We start from the raw sequence: 20889 nt of genomic DNA on the forward strand, positions 1-20889 counted from the left end.
ATCAATAGAACGTGTTAATGTAAAATATCAAACTATGAATTATCAATTATTGGATGGCAAAAAGATTTCAGCTGACATGAAGGCTGAGATTGCTGCCGAGGTAAAAGAGATTGTTGCTGCTGGGCATAAGCCCCCAAAGATGGTGGCAATACTGGTGGGGCATGATGGTGGTAGCGAGACTTACGTTGCTTCTAAGATGAAAACGGGTCACGAACTAGGCTTTGAAGATGAACTGATTAGGTTTGAAGACAACGTGACAGAAAAAGAGCTACTTGATACTATAGATCGCTTGAATAATGATGATAGTGTGGACGGGTTTATCGTTCAACTCCCCCTTCCTAAGCATATAGATGAGCAAAAGATTATTGAGGCAATCAACCCTAATAAAGATGTCGATGGTTTCCATCCTATCAATGTGGGGAAAACGAGTATCGGGTTGCCATCTTTTGTTTCTGCCACACCAGCAGGTATCTTGGAGCTACTGAAGCGCTATAATATTGAGACAAAGGGCAAGCACTGTGTGGTGCTCGGTAGAAGTAATATCGTAGGCAAGCCAATGGCACAGCTGATGATGCTCAAGGCCTATCCAGGAGATTCGACAGTGACGGTCTGCCATAGTAGGACTAAGGATATCGCTGCGATTACTCGTGAGGCGGATATCATCATTGCTGCCCTTGGCACGCCAGAATTCCTTACCGGTGATATGGTTAAGGAGGGTGTAGTAGTGGTAGACGTAGGGACTACTCGTGTGCCCGATGCTAGTCGCAAGAGTGGATTCAAGCTCACGGGCGATGTTAAGTTCGACGAAGTGGCTCCTAAGGCCTCTTACATTACTCCTGTACCTGGTGGCGTGGGGCCTATGACCATTATCTCTCTGATGCGAAATACGCTAATTAGTGCCCGCCGTCGTAGGGGGATGGAAGCTAAGTAATTGAATTTTTCTTAAGAAAGATGGATAGGACTCCCACAGGTGACCGATTAATGTTCACCTGTGGGAGTGTATCCAAAAAAATCTTCTTCTATTTTGATAAGTGGTATATCTAGTAGCTAGATAGACACGTTTAGATACCTATTCCTTATGGCTCTATATAAATCTAGTAAAATAAAAAGTGGTTTGATCTTTGTGGTGGCAGCCGTCTTGATGACGCTGCTCTATCCTACTAAGCTAAAGTTTAAGTACGACTATAGCATTGGTCAGCCTTGGAGGTATGAAGGGGTGCTCACGGCACCCTATAGCTTCCCTGTGTATAAGAGTGACGCACAGAAAGTATTGGAGCGAGATAGTATCGAACGCACTAAAATCAATTACTTCACGCTGAGTAGCTCTGTAAAACTCTCGGCGAAAAATCAAATCACCAAGGACTTTACAGAGGGCCGGCTAGGTGGCGAAGTGACCAGTGACTATATACAGTATATCCATAAGATCCTAGATGAGATATACGATAGAGGGATTCTCTCTAATGATGCGTATGACCTGCTAGCCAGCCAAGAGGACGGTTATATCTTCGTGGTGGATGAGATGAATGTGGCAATACGTAAAGATGCCAATGATATCTTTAATGCGAGGATGGCGTATGACTATGCGATGCAAAGCGCACCTCACAACCTCAGCCCACAGGTGTTGCAGCAGATTAATATAGAGAAGTACCTCAGCAGTAACCTAGTGTTAGACCAGAATAAGACCAATCAGATGCAAAATGCAAGGTTGGCAACGGTAACGGATATAGTAGGTGAGGTACAGAAAGGAGAGCGAATAGTTGGTACAGGCGATGTGGTAACCCCCGAAATTTATCAGGTTTTGGAGGGGTATCGCACAGCTTTTGAACACGCTTCTACCACCACCGCTGAGAGCATCGTTCTTTTGATTGGTCAATTCTTCTTGATCCTCTTCTTGTTTTTAGTTCTATTCTCTTACCTTGTTGCCTTTAGGGAGGAGTTATTAAAGCAGATAAAGAACACTGTTTTCTTAGTTCTCAATGTCTCCCTGCTGGTGGCTTTGGCTTATATTCTTGTCCCCATTGAGCCTGCAGTCACCTATATGATCCCATTTAGTATCGTGGCGATACAGGTACGTGTGTTTATTGATAGCCGTACCGCTTCTATCACCCACTTAGTTACGGTGCTACTAGCTGCCTTGGTGGTGCCATCTCCTCTACAGTTTGTGGTGATTCAGCTGATTGCGGGACAAATTGTATTGGTTACTCTGAGAAACCTTTCGCAGCGCAGCGACTTGATTCGTACCAGTTTTGCCACCTTGTTTGGTATGGTTGTCTCCTACTACGCCATGCTGATTGCCCGTCAGGGAGTGCCAGAGAGTATGGATTGGAATATTCTATTCTATCTCGTGATCAACTTCATTTTCCTGATGTTTGCTTACTTGATGGTCTATGTTATTGAGCGAGTATTCGGGTATATATCTAGTATTAGCTTAGTAGAGCTGTCCGATATCAATAAACCATTATTGAGGCAATTAAGCGAGGTAGCACCAGGTACCTTCCAGCATTCACTCAATGTCTCCACTTTGGCATCTGAGGCTATTGGAGAAATCGGTGGTGATGTGCGACTTGTGAGGAGTGGGGCACTCTATCATGATATAGGGAAGATGAAAAACCCTACCTACTTTACCGAAAACCAGGGCGCTAATAACCCTCACGACCGGCTCTCTTACGATCAGAGTGCGCGCATTATTATCAAGCATGTGACCGATGGCATCGAAATGGCAGAGAAAGCCAAGCTTCCAAAGCCCATCATCGACTTTATCCGCACCCACCACGGTCTGGGGATGACTAAGTACTTCTACATCAAGTATAAAAATGAAAACCCCGATGCGGTGATTGATGAGAGTATCTTCCATTATCCAGGTCCAAACCCATGGACCAAGGAGCAGGGGGTGATGATGCTTGCCGATGCTGTGGAAGCCTCTTCTCGAAGTCTTAAGGAAATTACCGAGCAGGTGCTGATAGATCATGTCAATAAGATCGTTGATGGTATTATGACCGATGGTTATCTTAAAAATACTCCGCTCACTTTCCGCGATATTGAGACCACAAAGTTCGTATTTATAGATAAGCTTCGCAATATGTATCACTCTCGTATCGACTATCCCGAATTGCGTAGAAGTCCAAATACATCAGAAGATAAAAAGCAAGCTGAGGAAGCCGATAAATGAATATCCCCCACGATATATCCGATGAGGAGCTCATAAAGCTGCTGACTCATCCCGATACCCAAGAGGCGGCCTTTAGCTTTTTGGTAGATCGCTACTCCCAACAGTTGTATGCGGCGATTCGTCGTATTGTCTACCGACATGAGGAGGCCGACGATGTGCTACAGAATACCTTTGTAAAAGTCTGGCGGCATATCGGTACGTTTAAGGGTCAATCAAAGTTGAGCACTTGGCTCTATAGTATTGCCACTAATGAAGCACTTTCACATATCCGAAAGGAGAAGAAGATGCGGCGGCTACCATTAACCACTGAGGAATATGACCTCACTCAGATGCTTATGAGCGACCCCTATTTTGATGGCGACCTTGCAGAGGCTCAGTTTATGGCGGCGATAGACCAGCTGCCCGAGAAACAAAAGCTAACTTTTGAGCTTCGGTATTTTCAAGACCTCCCTTACAAGGAGATATCTGAAATTACCAACACCAGTGAAGGTGCACTCAAAGCCAATTATCACCACGCAGTGAAGAAGATAAAAAAGGTGATGGGAATTGAGAAGGAGTGACCCTCCCACTTCCGTAAAAAAGATTAAGTAGGTGATTAAACCAATCGGTGATTGATGCATCAAACCCATAGATAGAGCAATTAATAGATAGATAGTATTTAGATAGCTAGTTTGTGATGATCCCCAATTTTGAACGTAAAAATATTGAAAATGATCCTTTGCATCCATTCGTAACTCCCGAAGGTTATTTTGTCCACTTCAAGGAGCGGTTGATGCAACGAATTGAGGAGGATAAGAAGGTACAGACTGAAGTGAAGTCTCAAGCATGTAAGTTGTGGAAACCTTATGTCTATTGGTCGATAGGAGTTGCGGCCGTATTATTGCTCGTCGTTTCTTTGTGGAAGCTCTCACCATTGCAGCACTCAGCCCTTCCAGAACCCGTAGAGCTCAATGCGTATGATATGAGTGATGAGGAGTTTCAGCAGTTTTTACTCGATGATACCAACGAAGACTACTGGGGGTTCATTTACATGGCGGAGGATGATCAAAACGTGATAAGTTCAAGATAAGGTAAGATCTTATGAAAGGAAATAAATTAAGCACTTTTGTGCTACTGATATTATGGGGCTTGGCTACTCCCTCTCTACTCTTTGCAAATGTCAATAGAGAAGTGCTCCCCAGCTCTACTGTGGAGCAAGAGGACAGCGACCAAAGTGCGGTGCATGAGCAGTTCAAAAAGGAGCGAATCGAAGCCATCGCCAAGGCAGCGGGTTTATCGGACGAAGAGAAGCAGTTGGTTTCAAAAGAGCTGGATAAGTACGATGAGGCGCGCTTTTCCTCATGGACAGGAATACGAAAAGTGTATGATGAGATATCTAAATTGGGGGGTAAAATTACTTCCGAACAATATCTCGACTACTATAAAAAGATACAGACCCTCACCGAAAAGCGTCATCAGGCCTCTCAGTCTTTTATGAATGCACTGATCAATCAGCTAACTCCCGAAAAGGCTTTTAAGGTGTATGAGGAGTATCGTAAATTCAATACCAATACTGGTCGAAAATTACGCCATAGGTAGGTGATGGTAGGCACGAACTATTTAGATAGATATAAAATGTGTGTGGGGTAATGTGATATTATTCCAATAAAATAGTGTAATTAGGGTTCGTCTTAGAGTGAAAATGATTACATTGCGAATGATGTTAGTATTAACAATTTAAAGTTGAGAACGTGATGAAAAAGTTGAATATGATTTTGGCAGCAATGGCTGCTATGGTGTTGATGGCTATTGCCTTTACTTCATGTAACCAAGACCCAGCTGATGCGGAGCTATTTGTAGGTAGGTACCATGGTACTGCGAGCTATGCTTCAACAAAGGATGGTCTTAATATCGCTGTTGGTGAAAAGGTAACTATTACTGTGGTAAAGTTGGGAGATACTTATACCTTCCGCTTCAGCTCAAAGAATATCCCTACACTCTCTGGTGTGAAGATGGAAAAGGGTGAAAATACGCTTGTGACACTCAGTACAGATGAAGCTGGAGTAATCAGCATCGATGCAGAGATGCTCACCATCGCTGCTTACACCACTAAGGAGGGTTCTTGGACTGCTAATGCAACTCGTGAGTAAGGCTATCTGACCCCTAGACAATAAAGGCTCGTCCCACACCTGTGAGACGAGCCTTTTTCGTTGCGATCATATGCTCAAAAGTGGAGACGATTCCACCCTTGATCAAAGGTACACAATTGAGAGCGGTCTAAAAAGATGTGGCTTATAGGTTAAAAGCGTTGGTGAGACCCTTTCAGAAGCCTTTCGCAAAGGGTATCTCAAGAGATGGAAAATTTTGAACGATTGTTTTTGGGTTTTTAAGGCATAGGGGATATCGACCATGTGACTGTGGTAATTCAATATAGCACAATGATAATGAGAATAGTATATTAATAATCAAAGATGATAATCTTGATTGTGAAGTAGAAAACAATGGCTTGACTATGTGATTCTCACCAACATTTTTGACCTATACGCTAAAAATACCAATACAAGACCCCAATGTCTGTCTTGTTGGTAAATTGCACTAGTAACTTGAATCTACGTATGGGATTTGGAGATGCTCATATTTGGACATATCCGTAGAATTAGTTAATTTCGCAGTGATAAGTAAGTATGATTCGGTTTCGCTAGGTATGAGGATATTTTATAGAGCTTTGATCTTGCTCGTTTTGCTTTCTCTGCCCTCTCTAGGCACGGTGAGCCAAGCTAGAGATGGCAAGGGGCGTTTTGTGGTTGTTGTTGATGCTGGTCATGGTGGCAAGGATAGCGGGGCCGTGGGTAAGCGATCTAAGGAGAAAAACATTGTCCTGGATGTAGCTCTAAAGGTGGGTGAGCGGATCAATGTACTAAATCCCAATATCGTGGTCTATTACACTCGAAAGGATGACCGATTTATTGGTCTCCAGCAGCGAGCAGACTTTGCCAATAAAAAGAAAGCAGACCTCTTTGTATCCGTTCATGCCAATTCGCACAAAACCTCTCGTCCACATGGCTCCGAGACTTATGTGCTTGGATTGCACCGAACTCAAGATAACCTTGATGTGGCAATGAAGGAGAACTCTGTGATTCTCTATGAGAAAGACCATGGAGCTATCTATAAAGGTTTTGACCCTAATGAATCGGAAAGCTATATCATATTCAACTTTATTCAAAATAAGCATCTCTCCTCTAGTATCGACTTGGCGGAGTTGATACAAGGTGGTATGGTCAATGGGGGGTTAGGTAACCGCGGAGTGAAACAAGCTGGTTTTTTGGTGCTGAGGGAAGTAGCTATGCCTAGTGTGCTGGTGGAGCTTGGCTTTATCTCTAATCCTTCTGATGAAGATTATATGTTGTCGAAGAATGGGTCGAGAAAACTAGCCCAAAGTATCGCACAGGCAGTAGTAGACTACGAAGCTAAGATATCTGGTCGTGGAGGCGGAAGCCCTAAGGGTAAGGAAGCAGTGGCTGAGAATGCACCCGAGGTCGCCTCGCAGTCTGTAGCGACCAAATCCGATGGTAAGGCCGTTGCCGGAGAAATACATTATCGAGTACAGGTGATGGCAGATACAAGAAAGCTAAAACCAGGTTACTTCGGCTCATATAGGGATGTAGTAAAAGTAACTAAGGAGGGTAAGTACTATAAGTACACCTTTTATGATACCACTAGCCTAGATGAGGCAAAAGGCTACCAGCGTGATTTGAGACGGAAGTATAAAGATTGCTTTATTGTAGGCTTTGATGGAGAGGGTAACAAGGTAGGTAGTTATTATTAATGACAAGGGAGATAAGAATAACATATGAAGAATAGACATTATTCCCCGCACAGTAAGATGGCGGATTTGGTGAGTGAACACTATAATATCCTGCTACTTATCTATAGATTTGATATCCCATTGGGAGTCGGTGAGCGGACGATCAAGGAGATCTGTGATGAGCATGGTGTTGATGTGGATACTTTCCTTTTTGTGGTCCATTTTATTCTCTTTGATGAGGGGGTAGGGCAGAAAGGGTTGTACAAAAAACTATCAATACCTCTACTAATTCGTTTCCTTAGAAATAGCCACAGCTACTTCCTTGATTTCAGGCTTCCTGAGATCCGAAGAAATATGTTGGAAGCTATTGAGCAGGCCCCTGAGGATATAAGGTTTGTGATTCAGAAGTACTTTGATAATTATGAAAAGGAAGTGTTTCAGCATATGAAGTATGAGGATGAGGTGGTTTTCCCATACATTGAGTCACTTCTGGAGGGAGCTAATGACCTAGAGTATTCTATCCGAACTTTTGAGAAGCGTCACGACCAAGTGGAGCTAAAAATGCTGGAGCTTAAGAATATATTTATTAAGTACTATCCGATGGAGATGGACTTCAAGGTAAATAATGTGCTTCATGATCTCTTTACCTGTAGTGAGGAGCTTCACATTCATAATGATGTGGAAGATCATATCCTCATTCCTTGTGTAAGAGAAATGGAGGAAGACAAGCTAAATTAGAGCATTCTGTATATGAGATATTCGGTATTGGTGGCTGTGGGGGATGCTGGGCGTGCGCATTATATTGAGCATTTGCTCCAAAGACAGACGACCTTCCATTTGGGGTTAAATATGCTAGCAGATCCCTATAGGCTACTAGAGAGTTATAAGGAGGTGTTGCCTGACTTGCTGATTGTATCTCCCGACGTGGTTTCTGATCCAATGGTGCCTATCTTGAAGGAAGCACTTGGAAATGATGAGTTGAGGATCGTATCTTATTGTACCACATTGGCTGAAGCAGAGCTCTCAAAGAATTTTGATGGAAAAATCCTCTCAACAGATGGGGGGAATGAAGTCTCTAATATGCTTGAGAGTGTACTAGAGGTGGATGGAAGCAATGCAGAGGAGATGGTGCTGACACCTAGGGAGCAAGAGGTAGTGGTAGCAGTGGTGAAGGGGCTTACTAATAAGGAGATAGCCGAGAAGTTTTTCCTCTCTACCCATACGATCATTACCCACCGGCGCAATATAGCACGCAAACTCAATATTCATAGCCCTTCTGGTCTCACAATTTATGCCATAATGAATAAATTGGTAACGCTTGACGATGTGAAGGATCACATATAGTGCGACTATGGCTGGTATTTATGTTCACGTCCCTTTTTGTCAGAAAAAGTGCCTGTACTGTGATTTTTACTCTGTGGCCAACAACCGTGAGGTCGTTCGCTATGTAAAGGCGTTAAAGATTGAGGCACAAAAGCGAGCTTATGAGCTCGGAGGAATGGACATTGAGACCATCTACTTTGGCGGTGGAACCCCTTCTTTATTGCCACACCATTATATCGGAGAGATAGTAGGAGTATTGCGAAGCCATTACAACGTTTCACCATCGGCTGAGATATCATTTGAGTGTAACCCTGGTGACGTTGGAAAGGTAGATATTGAGCATCTGCTCTCCTATGGTGTCAATCGTTTTAGTATCGGGGCTCAGTCTTTCCACGATCGGTTGCTTCAAAAGCTAGGTCGCCGTCATAGCCATCAGGAGATCATTGCTCTCTTTGAGAGTCTACGCCAAGAAGGAGTAAATAATATCTCTCTTGACTTAATATACAGCATTCCTACAGAGGAGCTCAAAGAGCTAGGGGAGGATTTAGACCAATTGGTCTCACTTTCTCCAGAGCATATTTCTACTTATGATCTTATCTATGAGGAGGGAACTCCACTTTATGAGATGCGTAGTAAGGGAGAAATCAACGAGCTGAGTGAGGATGTTTCTATAGAGATGGCACATACTGTGAGGCAGGTGCTAACCGAGGCGGGCTATCAGCACTACGAGATATCCAACTTCGCAAAACCCTCTTTTCGTTCTAGGCACAATAGCAACTATTGGAGTGGGGTGCCCTATATCGGATTAGGTCCTTCCGCTCATAGTTATGTAGCTCCTTGGCGCTCATGGAATGCTAGTTCCTTGCCACTATATACCGATCAATTGCTTACAGGTGCAGGTTTTTTATCCCGTGAGATTGAGTATATTACCCCAGAGATGGAGTATGAAGAGTATCTCCTAACACGCTTACGAACTGCTGAGGGAATATCTATTGCAGAGATGGAGAAAAAAAACTTTGCTATTCCAGAAAAGTCACTTTTCAGGCTAGTGGATGAAGAACTCCTAAAGCAATGGGGCGATCGCTTTGCCCTTACTGATAGGGGCTGGGACTTCGCCGATAGAGTACTATTGGAGTTGGCGATGAATGACTAGACAATTGCTTTTTTATGAACGTTAATCATTAATGATATAAGGAATATGTTTTCACATTTGACTTTTTTATCTCGAAAGAGAAGGAGCGTGCGCGAGTATGCCAACCAACCTATTGATTCGGAAGTGCTAAAGGATATATTGGAGGCGGGGCTAAGGGCACCTACATCTAAGAATAGCAGAAGCACTCGATTCTTTGTGGTTGAGGATAAGCAGCTGCTCAAAGACTTTAGTGAATGCCGTGAGCGCGGGAGCCAGTTTTTGGCTGGTGCTCCAGTTGCCATTGTGGTGTGTAGCGATAGCAATAAGAGCAAGCGCCCTTATTCGGATTGTGCTATAGCTGCCTCCTTTATTCAGCTAGCAGTGACTGATCACGACCTTGGCTCTTGCTGGTGCCATATAGAGGACAGCCCTTCGCCCAAAGGAGCTACTGCCGAGGAGTATATCAAGTACAAGCTAGATTTGCCCGATAGCTATAAAGTACTCTGCATTATAGGCATAGGGGAGGTGGAAAAAGCCGATATGCTTAAGCCACGTGAACGAGAGGTGGAGTGGGAGCGTCTTTTCGTAGGAAGGTATGAGGAAAGAGAGCTTTAATTTCGCCTTAGTGGGTAGCGGCAGAGTGGCTACTCACTTGGCGGAAGCGTTAGTGAAGGGTGGGGTAACTTGCTCGGCACTATACAGCCCTACCAAGTCACACGCGACCGCATTGGCACAGAAGATAGGTGCCGAAACTGTTGACTCCATTGATCAGCTAGCTGACTTGCCAGTTGATTTTGTCTTGATTGCAGTCAAAGATGATGCGATTGGTGAAGTAGCAAGTCATTTTCCTAGTGGTTATAGCGGTGTAGTGCTGCATACCTCAGGCGGAACTTCAATAGATGCTTTGTCAGCCATTAGGCATCGCGGAGTACTCTATCCGATGCAGACCTTCTCTGAAAATAGAGAGCTGGTGATTTCTGAGATCCCTATTTTTCCAGAAGCCAATACCCAGAAATGTCAAGAGGTCATCGGCAAAATCACGAATGCGTTATGCAGCAGACAAGTACATTATCTATCTAGTAAGGAGAGAGTGAAGCTGCATTTAGCCTCTGTCTTTGCGTGCAATTTCGTTAATCATCTCTACTCCATTTCCGATGAAGTGTTACACGATATTGGACTAGACTTTCATTTGCTGGGTCCTTTAGTCAAGGAGACCTTAAATAAAGCGTTATCAGCTTCGCCCAAGGAGGTACAAACAGGGCCCGCTATTCGGCACGACTATCGGACTATCGATCGCCATTTGGCACTTCTTCAAGGTCAATCACGTGAGATCTATGAGGTGCTGACTAAGTCAATTATGAATCATTGATTTACTTAAATATGAGTTCTTTTCCAACGGATCTAAACCATATCAAAGGAGTTTTATTTGATGTCGATGGGGTGCTCTCGAGAGTCACCACCCATATCGATAGCGAGGGGGTGCCAGAGCGAACTGTCAATGTACGAGATGGTTATGCGATACGAGAAGCCTGTAGGCAAGGACTTGTGCTCGGGATCATCTCCGGAGGTTATTCCGATAGTGTGCCGAAGCGATACAAAGGTCTAGGCATCCAGCATATCTATATGGGGGCTGGTCTTAAAATCGATGCTCTTAATGACTTTTTGCAGAAGACTGGTCTTAAAGCATCAGAATGCCTATTTTGTGGTGATGACATCCCCGACATTCCAGTGATGAAAGCTTGTGGTTTTTCGGTGGCTCCTAAGGACGCTTCACCAGAGACCAAAGCAATTGCTAGCCACATAGTTCCTATTAATGGAGGCGAAGGGGTAGCACGTGCTGTGCTCGAAGAGGTGCTAAAAATGAAAGGATTATGGCTCAATGACGAGCACGCATTTGGTTGGTAAATATGACAAATGATGGAAAAGTGGCACATCCACTAGAAGCAAGGTTAAGAGGGCTCCATATCATTCTTGGCTCCCAATCTCCTCGCAGGGTAGAACTACTAAAACAGCTGGGGCTCACCTTTGAGGTGCGCCCTAGCCACGCACCAGAGGATCACATTGAAGTGCAGGACCCGCATGAAGTGCCATTGGTATTGGCAAGTCGCAAGGCTGAGTTCTTACTTCCTCAATTACACCCCAATGATCTACTGATTACAGCAGATACAGTAGTGGTCTTGGAAGGGCAGATTCTTGAGAAACCCCACAGCCTCGACGAGGCGGTCACCTATCTCAATAGATTGTCTGGAAAGTGGCATCAGGTAATTACAGGTTATTGCCTTACAATGTCTGATCGACAGTTCAAAGCGAGCGTGACGAGCGATATACTCTTCGACCATTTGACCGAAGAGGAGATTAGTTACTATGTAACTCGGTATGAGGTCTTGGATAAAGCTGGGGCTTATGGCATTCAGGATTGGATAGGGTTGATTGGAGTAAAGGAGATTCAAGGCTCCTACCACAATGTAATGGGGCTGCCTACAGCGCATCTTTATCAGCATCTCAAGGAGTTTCTACCCTAATTATTGCCTCTTTGCCTTAGTAAACAGTAATTTCTTATTGCAAATTCGTGGCAAATAGCAATTATTGTGTTATCTTTGCACACAGTAAAAGTTCGGGATGTAGCTCAGTCCGGTTTAGAGTACACGTCTGGGGGGCGTGGGGTCGCTGGTTCGAATCCAGTCATCCCGACTATTTTATAAAGCTTCTTTAGAAGCAATCTAGGTTAAATAGATGGATTGGTTGGGTAGCTCAGCTGGATAGAGCAATAGCCTTCTAAGCTATCGGTCATGGGTTCGAATCCCATCCCAATCACTGTGAGCCGTTTATGGCATATAGAATTAGGTCGCCTCATCGGTATCTTTATGATGCTGATGAGGCTATTTTATTTATAGAGTTGTACGAAGGTGCTCAGCCCTCTTGTCTATGGTATATATTTGTCCGACCCACAAAGGGTCGTGAGGTAGGGGATACTTGAAACAACAATCGGGTAGAGCGTTTTATAACCCTCTGATATTCAGTGCCCTTATCTGAGCAAAAATTGAGATGCAACTAAGCAATTACTTAGTTGCATCTCGCCGTTTGCTTAGTTGCATCTCGTCAATTGGTTAGTTGCAACTCAACTTTTAGCCTCCTACTACGAAGGAAATATTGGGGTGTTTTGTGAGTCTATATTAAATACCCTCTTATTAGTGGAGTGGTGCTGCTTGTGTGTGAAAAATAAGAGAGTTGAATAAATTGTATATCCAACTCTCTTATTTACTTTAGAGCGGTAGGCGAGGTTCGAACTCGTGACCTTTGGCTTGGGAAGCCAATGCTCTACCAACTGAGCTACTACCGCAAGTGCATATCTTGTACCCGAAGCGGGACTTGAACCCGCACAGCCATTGCTGGCCAAAGGAGTTTAAGTCCTTCGTGTCTACCGATTCCACCATCCGGGCTCGTATCCTTAATTGCTCTGCAAAGGTAATCTAAATTTCTCAATTATACAACGAGATCTGTTGCCTCTTTCTATCCATCTGTTAATAGGTCGTTGACCTAATACACTCAATTTCTTTTTTTATTACCTTTGCGATAGATTTATCAACATTTAATTACTTGTTTATGTATAAGAAGTTTATTTTATTCGTTGCCTTTGCTTTGTCAGCATTGAGCTGCTTTGCTCAGGAGCCACCTGTACAGCGTTCGGCTGACAATGTGGCATTTAGAGATTCCATTGCGAATTTTCTGAAGCTGGAGGGATATGTCCCATCTATTGATGAAGATGGCGACATTGAATTTAAGAAGGAGGGAAGCACTTATTTTGTTATAGTTGTAGATGATGAGGCTCCTTTTTATGTGCAGTTTACCTATTATTTAGGAATGGACGAGGATACAGACCAAGTTGCGATGCTAAAAGCTATGAATGAGACTAATCGAGACAATCGCTGTATCAAGTGCTCTATCGTAGATAAAGATTTACTCTGGATTACTATAGAATCTTATGATGCTACCGTAGCAGAGTTCGAAAAAACCTATGACCTTTATTTGGAGCATCTTTCAGAGAGTGGGGTGATTTTGGCGCAAGCTTACGACAAGTATAGCAAGGAAAAGACAAATCAATCCAAGTAATCGAGCTCATACTCTTTAGAGTATAGCCTCTAGTATAAAATAGCGGGGTCGACTATCTAAATAGTCGACCCCGCTATTATGAAATCGCTTGTGAGGAATTACTTCTCCTCTTCGGCAGTTGCTGTCTCCTCCTCCTGCTTAGGATTGAGAATCTCATGCAGCTCCTCTGCATTTACCTGCTTAGTCTCTAGCTTTACCTTATCGAGCATCGCTTTACCTACCTTCTGCTCTAGAATGTTCATCTCAATAGAGTAGGCGAAGTTGCTATCGCTTAGTTGTTGCTCAGCGTACTTAGCTACGATCTCGTGATCGGGATTGTGCCAACCCATCTGGGCAAACTGGCTACGGATCATCTCATAAGCAAAGCCCTTGATATCCTCGTCGCTAACCTTTAGCTCTTCACGATTGGCGAGCTCTCTCACGTACATTTCGCGCTTCAGGCTAGAGATAAGAGCCTCCTTATCTACCTTTTCGGCTTTCTCCTCCTCGTCGTTTCTCTTGAGGTTGTCGGTGTACCACTCTACGATCAGGTCGTCGGCTAGCTGTAGCTTTGGTGCTTTCTCCTCCTTCACATACTCCATAAAGTCTTGTGTGAACTTGTACTCAGCATTGCCATTCTCAGAGCTTTGCATAAACTCCTTTAGCTTGGTCTTGGCCTCCTCCTCATTGTGTACCTGGTCCTCACCGAAGACGGTGTCGAAGAACTTCTGATCTAGTTCTGCTGGTACCATGTGGCGAATGGTCTCAATTTGGAAGCTAAACTCCTTATCCTTCAGCTCCTCAACATGATCCTTCTCTATGCCGAGTAGGCTAGTGAGCTCAGCTGCATTGCCCTCGAATGCCTTGTAGGGGTTGAATACCACTACAGAGCCCTTGCCTGCATCAATGAACTTCTTTTGCTCCTCTTCGTCCTTCATGAACTGAGGATAGATGGTTACATTCTCCTTGAGGATACCACCCTCCTTGCGCGTGTCACCCTCGATCTCTGCGATATCACCACCTACAATGGCATCGGCCACTACGGTATCGGTCTCTTGGAGGTCGGCATTGGCTTTCTGCATCTCCTCCAACCTCGTTGCTACCTCTTCGTCGGTAATAGTTACCTCGTACTTAGTGAAAGTCTTATCGTCGAAATTAAAATCGTACTCACTTGGATAAAGAGCTAGCTTGAAGTAGAGCGTCATATCATCCTTGGTCATCTCCTCGGTATTGCTCTCCTCAGGAATCGCCCAACCAATAACCTTGAACTCCTTTTCCTTGATGAAGCCATCTACTAGGTCACCTACAAGGTGGTTGATTGCTTCCAAGCGAACTCCTTCGCCAAACATCTTCTCAATCATCCCCACAGGTGCCTTACCAGCTCTAAAGCCTTTGATATTGGCACCCTGAGCTACCTTCTTTAGCTCTTTCTTATAGGCCTCTTGGTAGTTGTCTTTCTCAACATCTACTTGAAGTCTTACAAATCCCTCCTTTTGCTCTACTATTGAGATATTCATTACTCCTTAGTCTTGTTATATAGTTGATTATTTATTCTCCAAACAATTATCGGCAAATATACCTCTTTTTCGTCACATACTGATGCTGTACCCTCCTATTTTATCTATAACTATAAGTGATTACCTAACTTTTGGTATCTTTGATGAGTAGAATAGGGAGGGATTAAATATACAAGGCTTATGAAAGAGGTGATAAATAGGGTTGCCCAAATGGAAGAGGCTACCAATCGTATGAATGCGGCTAATGAGGCTTTGCAAGCAACTTTGGAGGAGTGGCGTAAAGCTCGAACCGCCTTTCAGGAGGTACACAAATATTACTACAGTCAGGAGTGGAGAGATGATGTGGAGCTGAGCAATCAGGGTAAGCTCCCTAGTGACTTGCCACAGGGGGTCCTCTCCGAAGATTGGATTTACGATGTGATGGGCTCCAATCACTTTCTAGCATTGGAGCTGATTGATGCAGCGATGAAGCTAGAGCTGTATAGAGAAGATGAGCAATAATTTAAAATATATAACTAATTGAGAAGAAGTATGGCAGAGAAAGAGTTTCATTATCAGGAAATGTTCCCACTTGGTAAGGAGAAGACAGAATATTATTTACTGACCGATAAATATGTAAGTACGGCTGAGTTTGAGGGTAAAAGCATCCTCAAGGTGGAGTACGAAGGCATCCGCCAGATGGCGCGGCAGGCTTTTCACGATGTTAGTTTCTACCTCCGCCCCGATCATCAGCGTATGGTGCAGAAGGTACTTACCGACCCAGAGTCGTCTGACAATGATAAGTTCGTTGCCCTTACTTTTTTGAGAAATGCCGAGGTAAGTGCCAAGGGACTGCTTCCCTTCTGCCAGGATACTGGTACTGCGATCGTATTGGGTAAAAAGGGGCAAAGGGTGTGGACCGACTTTACCGATGAGGAGGCGATCTCTCACGGTATCCACGATACTTATACGGAAGACAATCTGAGGTACTCTCAGAATGCTCCATTGAGTATGTATGAGGAGGTGAATACAAAGACCAACCTCCCAGCACAGATCGACCTACTCGCTGTGGAAGGCGATGAGTACAAGTTCCTCTGTGTTGCAAAGGGTGGGGGATCGGCCAATAAGACCTATCTCTACCAGGAGACTAAGGCGATCCTTAATCCCGAGACACTGGTGCCTTTCTTGGTGGAGAAGATGAAGACTCTCGGTACAGCTGCTTGTCCTCCATACCATCTCGCCTTTGTGATCGGTGGCACTTCGGCCGAGACCAACCTTAAGACGGTGAAGCTAGCAAGTACCAAGTACTACGATGAGTTGCCAACGACAGGTAATGAGTATGGTAGAGCTTTCCGCGACCTAGAGCTGGAGCAACTGCTGCTGGAGGAGGCACATAAGATTGGCCTTGGAGCTCAGTTTGGTGGTAAGTACTTTGCTCACGACGTGCGTGTCGTTAGGTTGCCCCGACATGGTGCCTCTGTGCCAGTTGGAATGGGTGTAAGTTGTTCGGCCGACCGCAATATCAAGGCGAAGATCAATAAGGAGGGAATTTGGATTGAAAAACTAGAGACCAACCCTGCTAGCCTCATCCCAGAGGAGTATCGTGAGGGCTTTGAGGGCGAATCGGTCAAAGTGGATCTCAATAGACCTATGAGCGAGATATTGGCTCAGCTCGATCAGTATCCTGTCTCTACCCGCCTATCACTGAGCGGTACGATTATCGTAGGTCGCGATATTGCACACGCCAAGCTCAAAGAGCGTATAGATAAGGGAGAGGGCTTGCCACAGTATATCAAGGATCACCCTATCTACTACGCTGGTCCTGCCAAAACCCCTAAGGGTATGGCCTCAGGTTCATTTGGCCCTACCACTGCCGGTCGTATGGATCCTTATGTGGATCTCTTCCAGAGCCACGGCGGTAGTATGATTATGATTGCCAAGGGTAATCGTAGCCAGCAGGTGACCGATGCGTGTCACAAGTATGGAGGCTTCTACCTCGGAAGTATCGGAGGTCCAGCTGCTATCTTGGCACAGAATAGCATCAAAAAGGTAGAGGTGCTAGAGTACCCTGAGCTAGGAATGGAGGCGATTTGGAAGATTGAAGTAGAGGACTTCCCAGCCTTTATCTTGGTTGATAATAAGGGCAATGACTTCTTTAAGCAATTGAAGCCTAGGAAGTAATTACTTAAAAGCATAAGGGAGAGAGGTGCACTTTGCCACCCCTCTCCCTTGTTTTGTTATGTCCAACAAGTGCCCCGTACTGAGGTTGGATCTTTTTAATGATAAGAATAAATAGAATGAATAATTTGGATAACGTAAAGAGATTATTGAATCAACGCCATAGCCACTACCAATTGGCTAGTGAGTGGGTGTCGCCACAAGCTGAGGTGGAGCAGATGCTCAAGGAGGTTTTGGCACTCGTTCCTTCTCACTTCAATTCGCAAGGCGTCCGAATGGTGCTACTTACTGGTGAGGCTCACAAGCAGCACTGGCAGCTGATAGAGAAGGTATTGATTCAGAATATTGGCGAGGAGGCTTATAATAGTGGTACCCGTGATAAGATCCATACCGCTTTTATGAGTGGAGTAGGGACCGTCCTTTTCTTTGATGAAGAGGAGACTACCCAGCAACTAATGAAGCAGTTTCCACTCTATGCCCACAACTTTCCTAAGTGGGCAGAGCAGGTGCAAGGGTCGCACCAATTGGCTGTGTGGCTAGGATTGGTAGGACTTGGATTTGGCGCTAGCCTTCAGCACTATATCGGGATGGACGATGATGCCATTCGCAATCAGGTAGGAGCCCCTCAGAACTGGCGTCTAGTAGCCCAAATGCCTTTTGGTAAATCACTAGATGAGCCAGGAACCAAGGAAAAGTTGCCTGTGGAGCAATTGCTCAAGGTGCTTGACTAGTTTCTATTAATTGGCACCCAATTGATGAGCCCCCTCACACTAATTTATAGATGTGAGGGGGATTTTTATGGTTAAGAAATGCTTAATGTGTAATAAATAAAGCTAAGAGCCCTATTTATAGGTAGTGTATCTTGCTTTTTAGATTACCTTTGTGTGCATTAAAAAAAGAGAGCGTATTATGTTGGGCAAAATGATACATACACTTAGTCGGTTCAAGGTGCCACTATTATTGTGGTTCCTTGTGGGGGGGCGTCTCTCAATTTTCGCTCAGGATGACAAGATCCCACCTCCATTGGCCGAGGGCTATTTAGTCCCTGCTACAATATTTGAGGGGGATACTATTGCCAATTTCGCTCTGCCGGTAGTGCATATATTCAAGCCACTCAGACTAAATACACGTGAGCAGCAGCTTGCCTATCGGCGGTTGGTACGTGATGTAAAGAAAGCGCTCCCCTATGCCAAACTGGTCTCAGCTACGTTGATGGAGACCTATGACTATCTCGAAACGCTACCAACAGAACGAGAGAAGCGAAGGCATATCAAGCAGATGGAGAAGGACCTCCTCAAGGAGTTTACACCCCAACTGAAGAAGCTGACGCTCAATCAAGGAAAGTTGCTGATCAAGCTGATAGGGCGAGAAACAGGGTCTAGTAGTTATGGACTAATTGATGCCTACCTAGGTCGCTTTTCCGCAGGATTTTGGAACACCATGGCGGGAGCCTTCGGTGCCTCCCTCAAGACCGACTACGATCCCGAAGGCAAAGATGCCCTAATTGAGCGGGTCTGTGTGATGGTTGAGCGTGGCTATATCTAATAAGCCTTACCATGAAGAACCTCGGAGAGGTCCGATTTGTTGTAGCTCCCATGTGTCGGAGGGCGTAGCCCGAACGACTGGGGTAGGCAATAGTTCACGTAAATATTTGACCCCTTGCGGGTCGGACAACAGAGCCTAGGAGATTGCAATAATCTTGGAATAGGTTGTCCGACCCGCAAGGGGTCGTGGATTTTGGTCATCTTATTTACCCCCAGTCGTTCGGGGCTAACGCCCCTCCGACTAGGGGGCTACGACAAATCGGACCTCCTCGCGGAGGTCCCCTTACCCATTGACTCTCTGATGAATGTCTCGTAGTAAGTCTCTCCTAATGCGTAACCCCTCTTGTGACTACCTTTCGTTATGGTGGTATGGTGGCTATTTTTTAGTACATTTGTGGGAACACAATTCAAAACCTATAATAATGTACTAACTTATGAATCAAAAAGACCAAAAAACTACCGCCTACGGCTTTGATACCAAAGCTATTCATGGGGTGCCTCAGAAAAATCCATTCGGCACGCTCGCTACTCCTATTTACCAAACTTCCACCTACGTTTTTGATAGTGCTGAGCAGGGTGGTGCTCGCTTTGCTCTTGAGGAGCCTGGCTACATCTATAGCCGATTGGGCAATCCTACTTGCACTAGAGTGGAGGAGAAGCTCGCCCTTTTGGAAGGAGCCGAGGCTGCCATTTCCTGTGCTTCGGGAATGGGTGCTATTACCTCCGCCCTTTGGGTACTGCTTCAGCAGGGGGATCATATGGTGGCGCACAAGACGCTCTATGGTTGTACTTATGCCTACTTCTCTCACGGTCTCAGTCGTTATGGTATTGAGGTGACCTTTGTGGATATGACCAATCCCGAGGAGCTTCGGAAGGCGATCCGACCCAATACCAAGGTGGTTTACTTTGAAAGCCCAGCCAATCCTACTATGGATATGGTGGATATTGAGCAGATCGCAAAGATTGCCCACGAGCATGAAGGGATCACCGTGGTGGCCGATAATACCTATTGTACCCCTTACCTTTGCCGACCCATTGAGTATGGAGTAGATGTGGTGGTTCACTCTGCCACTAAGTACCTCAATGGCCACGGTGATGTGATTGCCGGATTTGTAGTGGGAAGCGCAGAGTATATCACCCAAGTAAGGTTGCTAGGAGTGAAGGACCTCACAGGCGCCTGCCTAGGCCCACTTGAGGCGTTCCTCATTGAGCGAGGTATGAAGACCCTTTCCCTCCGTATGGATCGCCACTCTAGTAATGCGCAGAAGGTGGCGGAGTTTTTGGAAGCACACCCCAAGGTGGAGAGCGTTCAGTATCCTGGTCTAGCCAGTTTTAAGTACAAGGCGATTGCCGATAAATATATGCGTCTCCCTGGTGGAATGATCTCTTTTGAAGTCAAAGGGGGCAAACCAGCTGGACAAAAGCTGATCAATTCATGCCAACTCTGCTCTATTGCAGTGAGCCTAGGAGATACTGAGACACTTATTCAGCACCCTGCCAGTATGACTCACTCACCCTACACCGAGGAGGAGTGTGCCGCAGCTGGAATCTCGCAAGGACTTGTTCGACTTTCCGTAGGTCTAGAGTCTGTTGAGGATATCATTGCCGACCTTAAGCAAGCACTCGACCAACTCTAATTTGGACTGATAAGGCCCGAACTGTATGTATAACCCCTTGTGGATCGGACAAGTTGAGCTTGTCTGACCCACAAGGGGTTGTATAATTTACTCATTACTCGCAAACCCTCCCAGGGGTTACGCATTAGGTGTAAATGCATAAGTTAATGACCCTATAAAATAGGAGAAAGTAGTGGCCCAAAAAGCCCATTTATAACAAACTGATATTCAATACTATATAAAAGAGAAAAATGAGTTGCAACTAAGCGATCGGCGAGTTGCAACTAAGCAAATGCCGAGATGCAACAAAGCAAATGCATAGTTGCAACTAAACTTTTGCTCTACTAACTAGGGTGTAAACCTTCGTGTAAAAGTCTCTATTTTTCTCCTCGTGTACTTTCTTACCTGCCACCACAAAAACACCGAATGACTTTTAGAAGTCAATGATTTTCAGTGGTTTTAATAAGTGCTATGGATGTCCTGCTAAATATCTATTTCAGAGCCTTTTAAGAGGAGTGATGATAGAAGCCCGAAGGGCTTCCATGGCCTATTAACCCA

General features: G+C 44.9%; 21 protein-coding genes and 4 tRNA genes. 22 read left to right on the plus strand and 3 right to left on the minus strand.

Annotated elements, in window-relative coordinates:
- The first annotated feature begins 34 nt into the window (after positions 1-34).
- The 16 genes from folD to HMPREF3027_RS05890 all read left to right on the plus strand — a co-directional run bounded on the left by folD (position 35) and on the right by HMPREF3027_RS05890 (position 12222).
- Complete coding sequence (gene folD / locus HMPREF3027_RS05815) at positions 35-931, plus strand: bifunctional methylenetetrahydrofolate dehydrogenase/methenyltetrahydrofolate cyclohydrolase FolD (RefSeq protein WP_070707608.1); 897 nt, start codon at positions 35-37, stop codon at positions 929-931.
- A 147-nt stretch (positions 932-1078) separates the two neighbouring features.
- Positions 1079-3169, plus strand: coding sequence for an HD family phosphohydrolase (locus HMPREF3027_RS05820; protein ID WP_070707609.1), 2091 nt, complete (start codon positions 1079-1081; stop codon positions 3167-3169).
- On the plus strand, positions 3166-3729 hold the full coding sequence (locus tag HMPREF3027_RS05825; protein ID WP_070707610.1) for an RNA polymerase sigma factor: 564 nt from the start codon (positions 3166-3168) through the stop codon (positions 3727-3729). The genes HMPREF3027_RS05820 and HMPREF3027_RS05825 overlap by 4 nt, the downstream gene beginning before the upstream one ends.
- Before the next feature lie 116 nt (positions 3730-3845).
- Positions 3846-4238, plus strand: a complete 393-nt coding sequence (locus HMPREF3027_RS05830; RefSeq protein WP_070707611.1) for a hypothetical protein — start codon at positions 3846-3848, stop codon at positions 4236-4238.
- Positions 4239-4249: 11 nt separating this feature from the next.
- Complete coding sequence (locus HMPREF3027_RS05835) at positions 4250-4747, plus strand: hypothetical protein (protein WP_070707612.1); 498 nt, start codon at positions 4250-4252, stop codon at positions 4745-4747.
- A 155-nt stretch (positions 4748-4902) separates the two neighbouring features.
- Complete coding sequence (locus HMPREF3027_RS05840; protein WP_070707613.1) at positions 4903-5298, plus strand: hypothetical protein; 396 nt, start codon at positions 4903-4905, stop codon at positions 5296-5298.
- Between the two features lie 554 nt (positions 5299-5852).
- Positions 5853-6974, plus strand: coding sequence for an N-acetylmuramoyl-L-alanine amidase family protein (locus HMPREF3027_RS05845; protein ID WP_070707682.1), 1122 nt, complete (start codon positions 5853-5855; stop codon positions 6972-6974).
- A gap of 24 nt (positions 6975-6998) precedes the next feature.
- Positions 6999-7691 carry a hemerythrin domain-containing protein gene (locus tag HMPREF3027_RS05850; protein WP_070707614.1) on the plus strand — a complete coding sequence of 231 codons (693 nt, stop codon included), beginning with the start codon at positions 6999-7001 and terminating at the stop codon, positions 7689-7691.
- 12 nt (positions 7692-7703) lie between these two features.
- On the plus strand, positions 7704-8297 hold the full coding sequence (locus tag HMPREF3027_RS05855) for a response regulator transcription factor (RefSeq protein ID WP_018028123.1): 594 nt from the start codon (positions 7704-7706) through the stop codon (positions 8295-8297).
- 7 nt (positions 8298-8304) lie between these two features.
- Positions 8305-9429, plus strand: a complete 1125-nt coding sequence (gene hemW / locus HMPREF3027_RS05860; protein WP_070707615.1) for a radical SAM family heme chaperone HemW — start codon at positions 8305-8307, stop codon at positions 9427-9429.
- 45 nt (positions 9430-9474) lie between these two features.
- The gene (locus HMPREF3027_RS05865; RefSeq protein WP_070707616.1) at positions 9475-10023 is read left to right on the plus strand and encodes a nitroreductase family protein; all 549 of its coding nucleotides are present in this window, start codon (positions 9475-9477) and stop codon (positions 10021-10023) included.
- The gene (locus HMPREF3027_RS05870) at positions 10004-10777 is read left to right on the plus strand and encodes a Rossmann-like and DUF2520 domain-containing protein (protein ID WP_070707617.1); all 774 of its coding nucleotides are present in this window, start codon (positions 10004-10006) and stop codon (positions 10775-10777) included. Before HMPREF3027_RS05865 ends, HMPREF3027_RS05870 begins: the two co-directional genes overlap by 20 nt.
- An 11-nt stretch (positions 10778-10788) precedes the next feature.
- Entirely contained in the window at positions 10789-11313 is a 525-nt protein-coding gene (locus HMPREF3027_RS05875; RefSeq protein WP_070707618.1) for a KdsC family phosphatase, read from the plus strand.
- A 2-nt stretch (positions 11314-11315) separates the two neighbouring features.
- Positions 11316-11930 (plus strand): Maf family nucleotide pyrophosphatase, encoded by a 615-nt coding sequence (locus HMPREF3027_RS05880; RefSeq protein ID WP_070707619.1) that lies wholly within the window; start codon positions 11316-11318, stop codon positions 11928-11930.
- Positions 11931-12023: 93 nt separating this feature from the next.
- Positions 12024-12099 (plus strand) — tRNA-Pro (locus tag HMPREF3027_RS05885).
- 49 nt (positions 12100-12148) lie between these two features.
- Positions 12149-12222: transfer RNA gene (locus HMPREF3027_RS05890), tRNA-Arg, on the plus strand.
- 453 nt (positions 12223-12675) lie between these two features.
- On the opposite strand, the gene HMPREF3027_RS05895 is transcribed toward HMPREF3027_RS05890, so the two are convergent.
- Together HMPREF3027_RS05895 and HMPREF3027_RS05900 are read right to left on the minus strand one after the other, a co-directional pair.
- Positions 12676-12748, minus strand: a tRNA-Gly gene (locus HMPREF3027_RS05895).
- Between the two features lie 14 nt (positions 12749-12762).
- Positions 12763-12848: transfer RNA gene (locus tag HMPREF3027_RS05900), tRNA-Leu, on the minus strand.
- Between the two features lie 163 nt (positions 12849-13011).
- On the opposite strand from HMPREF3027_RS05900, the gene HMPREF3027_RS05905 reads away from it, so the two are divergent.
- Positions 13012-13518, plus strand: a complete 507-nt coding sequence (locus HMPREF3027_RS05905) for a YbjN domain-containing protein (RefSeq protein WP_070707620.1) — start codon at positions 13012-13014, stop codon at positions 13516-13518.
- 98 nt (positions 13519-13616) lie between these two features.
- On the opposite strand, the gene HMPREF3027_RS05910 is transcribed toward HMPREF3027_RS05905, so the two are convergent.
- Positions 13617-15014: a trigger factor gene (locus HMPREF3027_RS05910; RefSeq protein WP_018028130.1), complete on the minus strand. Its 1398-nt coding sequence runs from the start codon at positions 15012-15014 to the stop codon at positions 13617-13619.
- Between the two features lie 180 nt (positions 15015-15194).
- Between HMPREF3027_RS05910 and HMPREF3027_RS05915 the strand changes: the two genes are divergently transcribed.
- The 5 genes from HMPREF3027_RS05915 to megL all read left to right on the plus strand — a co-directional run bounded on the left by HMPREF3027_RS05915 (position 15195) and on the right by megL (position 20352).
- A complete protein-coding gene (locus tag HMPREF3027_RS05915; RefSeq protein WP_070707621.1) occupies positions 15195-15515 on the plus strand; it encodes a DUF4298 domain-containing protein in 321 nt (106 codons plus the stop codon).
- 30 nt (positions 15516-15545) lie between these two features.
- Positions 15546-17174 carry a fumarate hydratase gene (locus tag HMPREF3027_RS05920; protein ID WP_070707622.1) on the plus strand — a complete coding sequence of 543 codons (1629 nt, stop codon included), beginning with the start codon at positions 15546-15548 and terminating at the stop codon, positions 17172-17174.
- Between the two features lie 116 nt (positions 17175-17290).
- Positions 17291-17902: a nitroreductase family protein gene (locus HMPREF3027_RS05925; protein WP_070707623.1), complete on the plus strand. Its 612-nt coding sequence runs from the start codon at positions 17291-17293 to the stop codon at positions 17900-17902.
- Positions 17903-18080: 178 nt separating this feature from the next.
- The gene (locus HMPREF3027_RS05930; protein ID WP_018028134.1) at positions 18081-18716 is read left to right on the plus strand and encodes a DUF4294 domain-containing protein; all 636 of its coding nucleotides are present in this window, start codon (positions 18081-18083) and stop codon (positions 18714-18716) included.
- A gap of 433 nt (positions 18717-19149) precedes the next feature.
- Positions 19150-20352, plus strand: coding sequence for a methionine gamma-lyase (gene megL, locus HMPREF3027_RS05935; RefSeq protein WP_070707624.1), 1203 nt, complete (start codon positions 19150-19152; stop codon positions 20350-20352).
- Positions 20353-20889 lie beyond the last annotated feature (537 nt).

Source organism: Porphyromonas sp. HMSC077F02 (genome assembly GCF_001815465.1).
Classification (GTDB): Bacteria; Bacteroidota; Bacteroidia; order Bacteroidales; family Porphyromonadaceae; genus Porphyromonas_A; species Porphyromonas_A somerae.

Coding starts and splice junctions, on each gene's coding strand:
- folD (WP_070707608.1), top strand. CDS start 35: ATGAATTATCAATTATTGGATGGCAAAAAGATTTCAGCTGACATGAAG.
- HMPREF3027_RS05820 (WP_070707609.1), top strand. CDS start 1,079: ATGGCTCTATATAAATCTAGTAAAATAAAAAGTGGTTTGATCTTTGTG.
- HMPREF3027_RS05825 (WP_070707610.1), top strand. CDS start 3,166: ATGAATATCCCCCACGATATATCCGATGAGGAGCTCATAAAGCTGCTG.
- HMPREF3027_RS05830 (WP_070707611.1), top strand. CDS start 3,846: ATGATCCCCAATTTTGAACGTAAAAATATTGAAAATGATCCTTTGCAT.
- HMPREF3027_RS05835 (WP_070707612.1), top strand. CDS start 4,250: ATGAAAGGAAATAAATTAAGCACTTTTGTGCTACTGATATTATGGGGC.
- HMPREF3027_RS05840 (WP_070707613.1), top strand. CDS start 4,903: ATGAAAAAGTTGAATATGATTTTGGCAGCAATGGCTGCTATGGTGTTG.
- HMPREF3027_RS05845 (WP_070707682.1), top strand. CDS start 5,853: ATGAGGATATTTTATAGAGCTTTGATCTTGCTCGTTTTGCTTTCTCTG.
- HMPREF3027_RS05850 (WP_070707614.1), top strand. CDS start 6,999: ATGAAGAATAGACATTATTCCCCGCACAGTAAGATGGCGGATTTGGTG.
- HMPREF3027_RS05855 (WP_018028123.1), top strand. CDS start 7,704: ATGAGATATTCGGTATTGGTGGCTGTGGGGGATGCTGGGCGTGCGCAT.
- hemW (WP_070707615.1), top strand. CDS start 8,305: ATGGCTGGTATTTATGTTCACGTCCCTTTTTGTCAGAAAAAGTGCCTG.
- HMPREF3027_RS05865 (WP_070707616.1), top strand. CDS start 9,475: ATGTTTTCACATTTGACTTTTTTATCTCGAAAGAGAAGGAGCGTGCGC.
- HMPREF3027_RS05870 (WP_070707617.1), top strand. CDS start 10,004: ATGAGGAAAGAGAGCTTTAATTTCGCCTTAGTGGGTAGCGGCAGAGTG.
- HMPREF3027_RS05875 (WP_070707618.1), top strand. CDS start 10,789: ATGAGTTCTTTTCCAACGGATCTAAACCATATCAAAGGAGTTTTATTT.
- HMPREF3027_RS05880 (WP_070707619.1), top strand. CDS start 11,316: ATGACAAATGATGGAAAAGTGGCACATCCACTAGAAGCAAGGTTAAGA.
- HMPREF3027_RS05905 (WP_070707620.1), top strand. CDS start 13,012: ATGTATAAGAAGTTTATTTTATTCGTTGCCTTTGCTTTGTCAGCATTG.
- HMPREF3027_RS05910 (WP_018028130.1), bottom strand. CDS start 15,014: ATGAATATCTCAATAGTAGAGCAAAAGGAGGGATTTGTAAGACTTCAA.
- HMPREF3027_RS05915 (WP_070707621.1), top strand. CDS start 15,195: ATGAAAGAGGTGATAAATAGGGTTGCCCAAATGGAAGAGGCTACCAAT.
- HMPREF3027_RS05920 (WP_070707622.1), top strand. CDS start 15,546: ATGGCAGAGAAAGAGTTTCATTATCAGGAAATGTTCCCACTTGGTAAG.
- HMPREF3027_RS05925 (WP_070707623.1), top strand. CDS start 17,291: ATGAATAATTTGGATAACGTAAAGAGATTATTGAATCAACGCCATAGC.
- HMPREF3027_RS05930 (WP_018028134.1), top strand. CDS start 18,081: ATGTTGGGCAAAATGATACATACACTTAGTCGGTTCAAGGTGCCACTA.
- megL (WP_070707624.1), top strand. CDS start 19,150: ATGAATCAAAAAGACCAAAAAACTACCGCCTACGGCTTTGATACCAAA.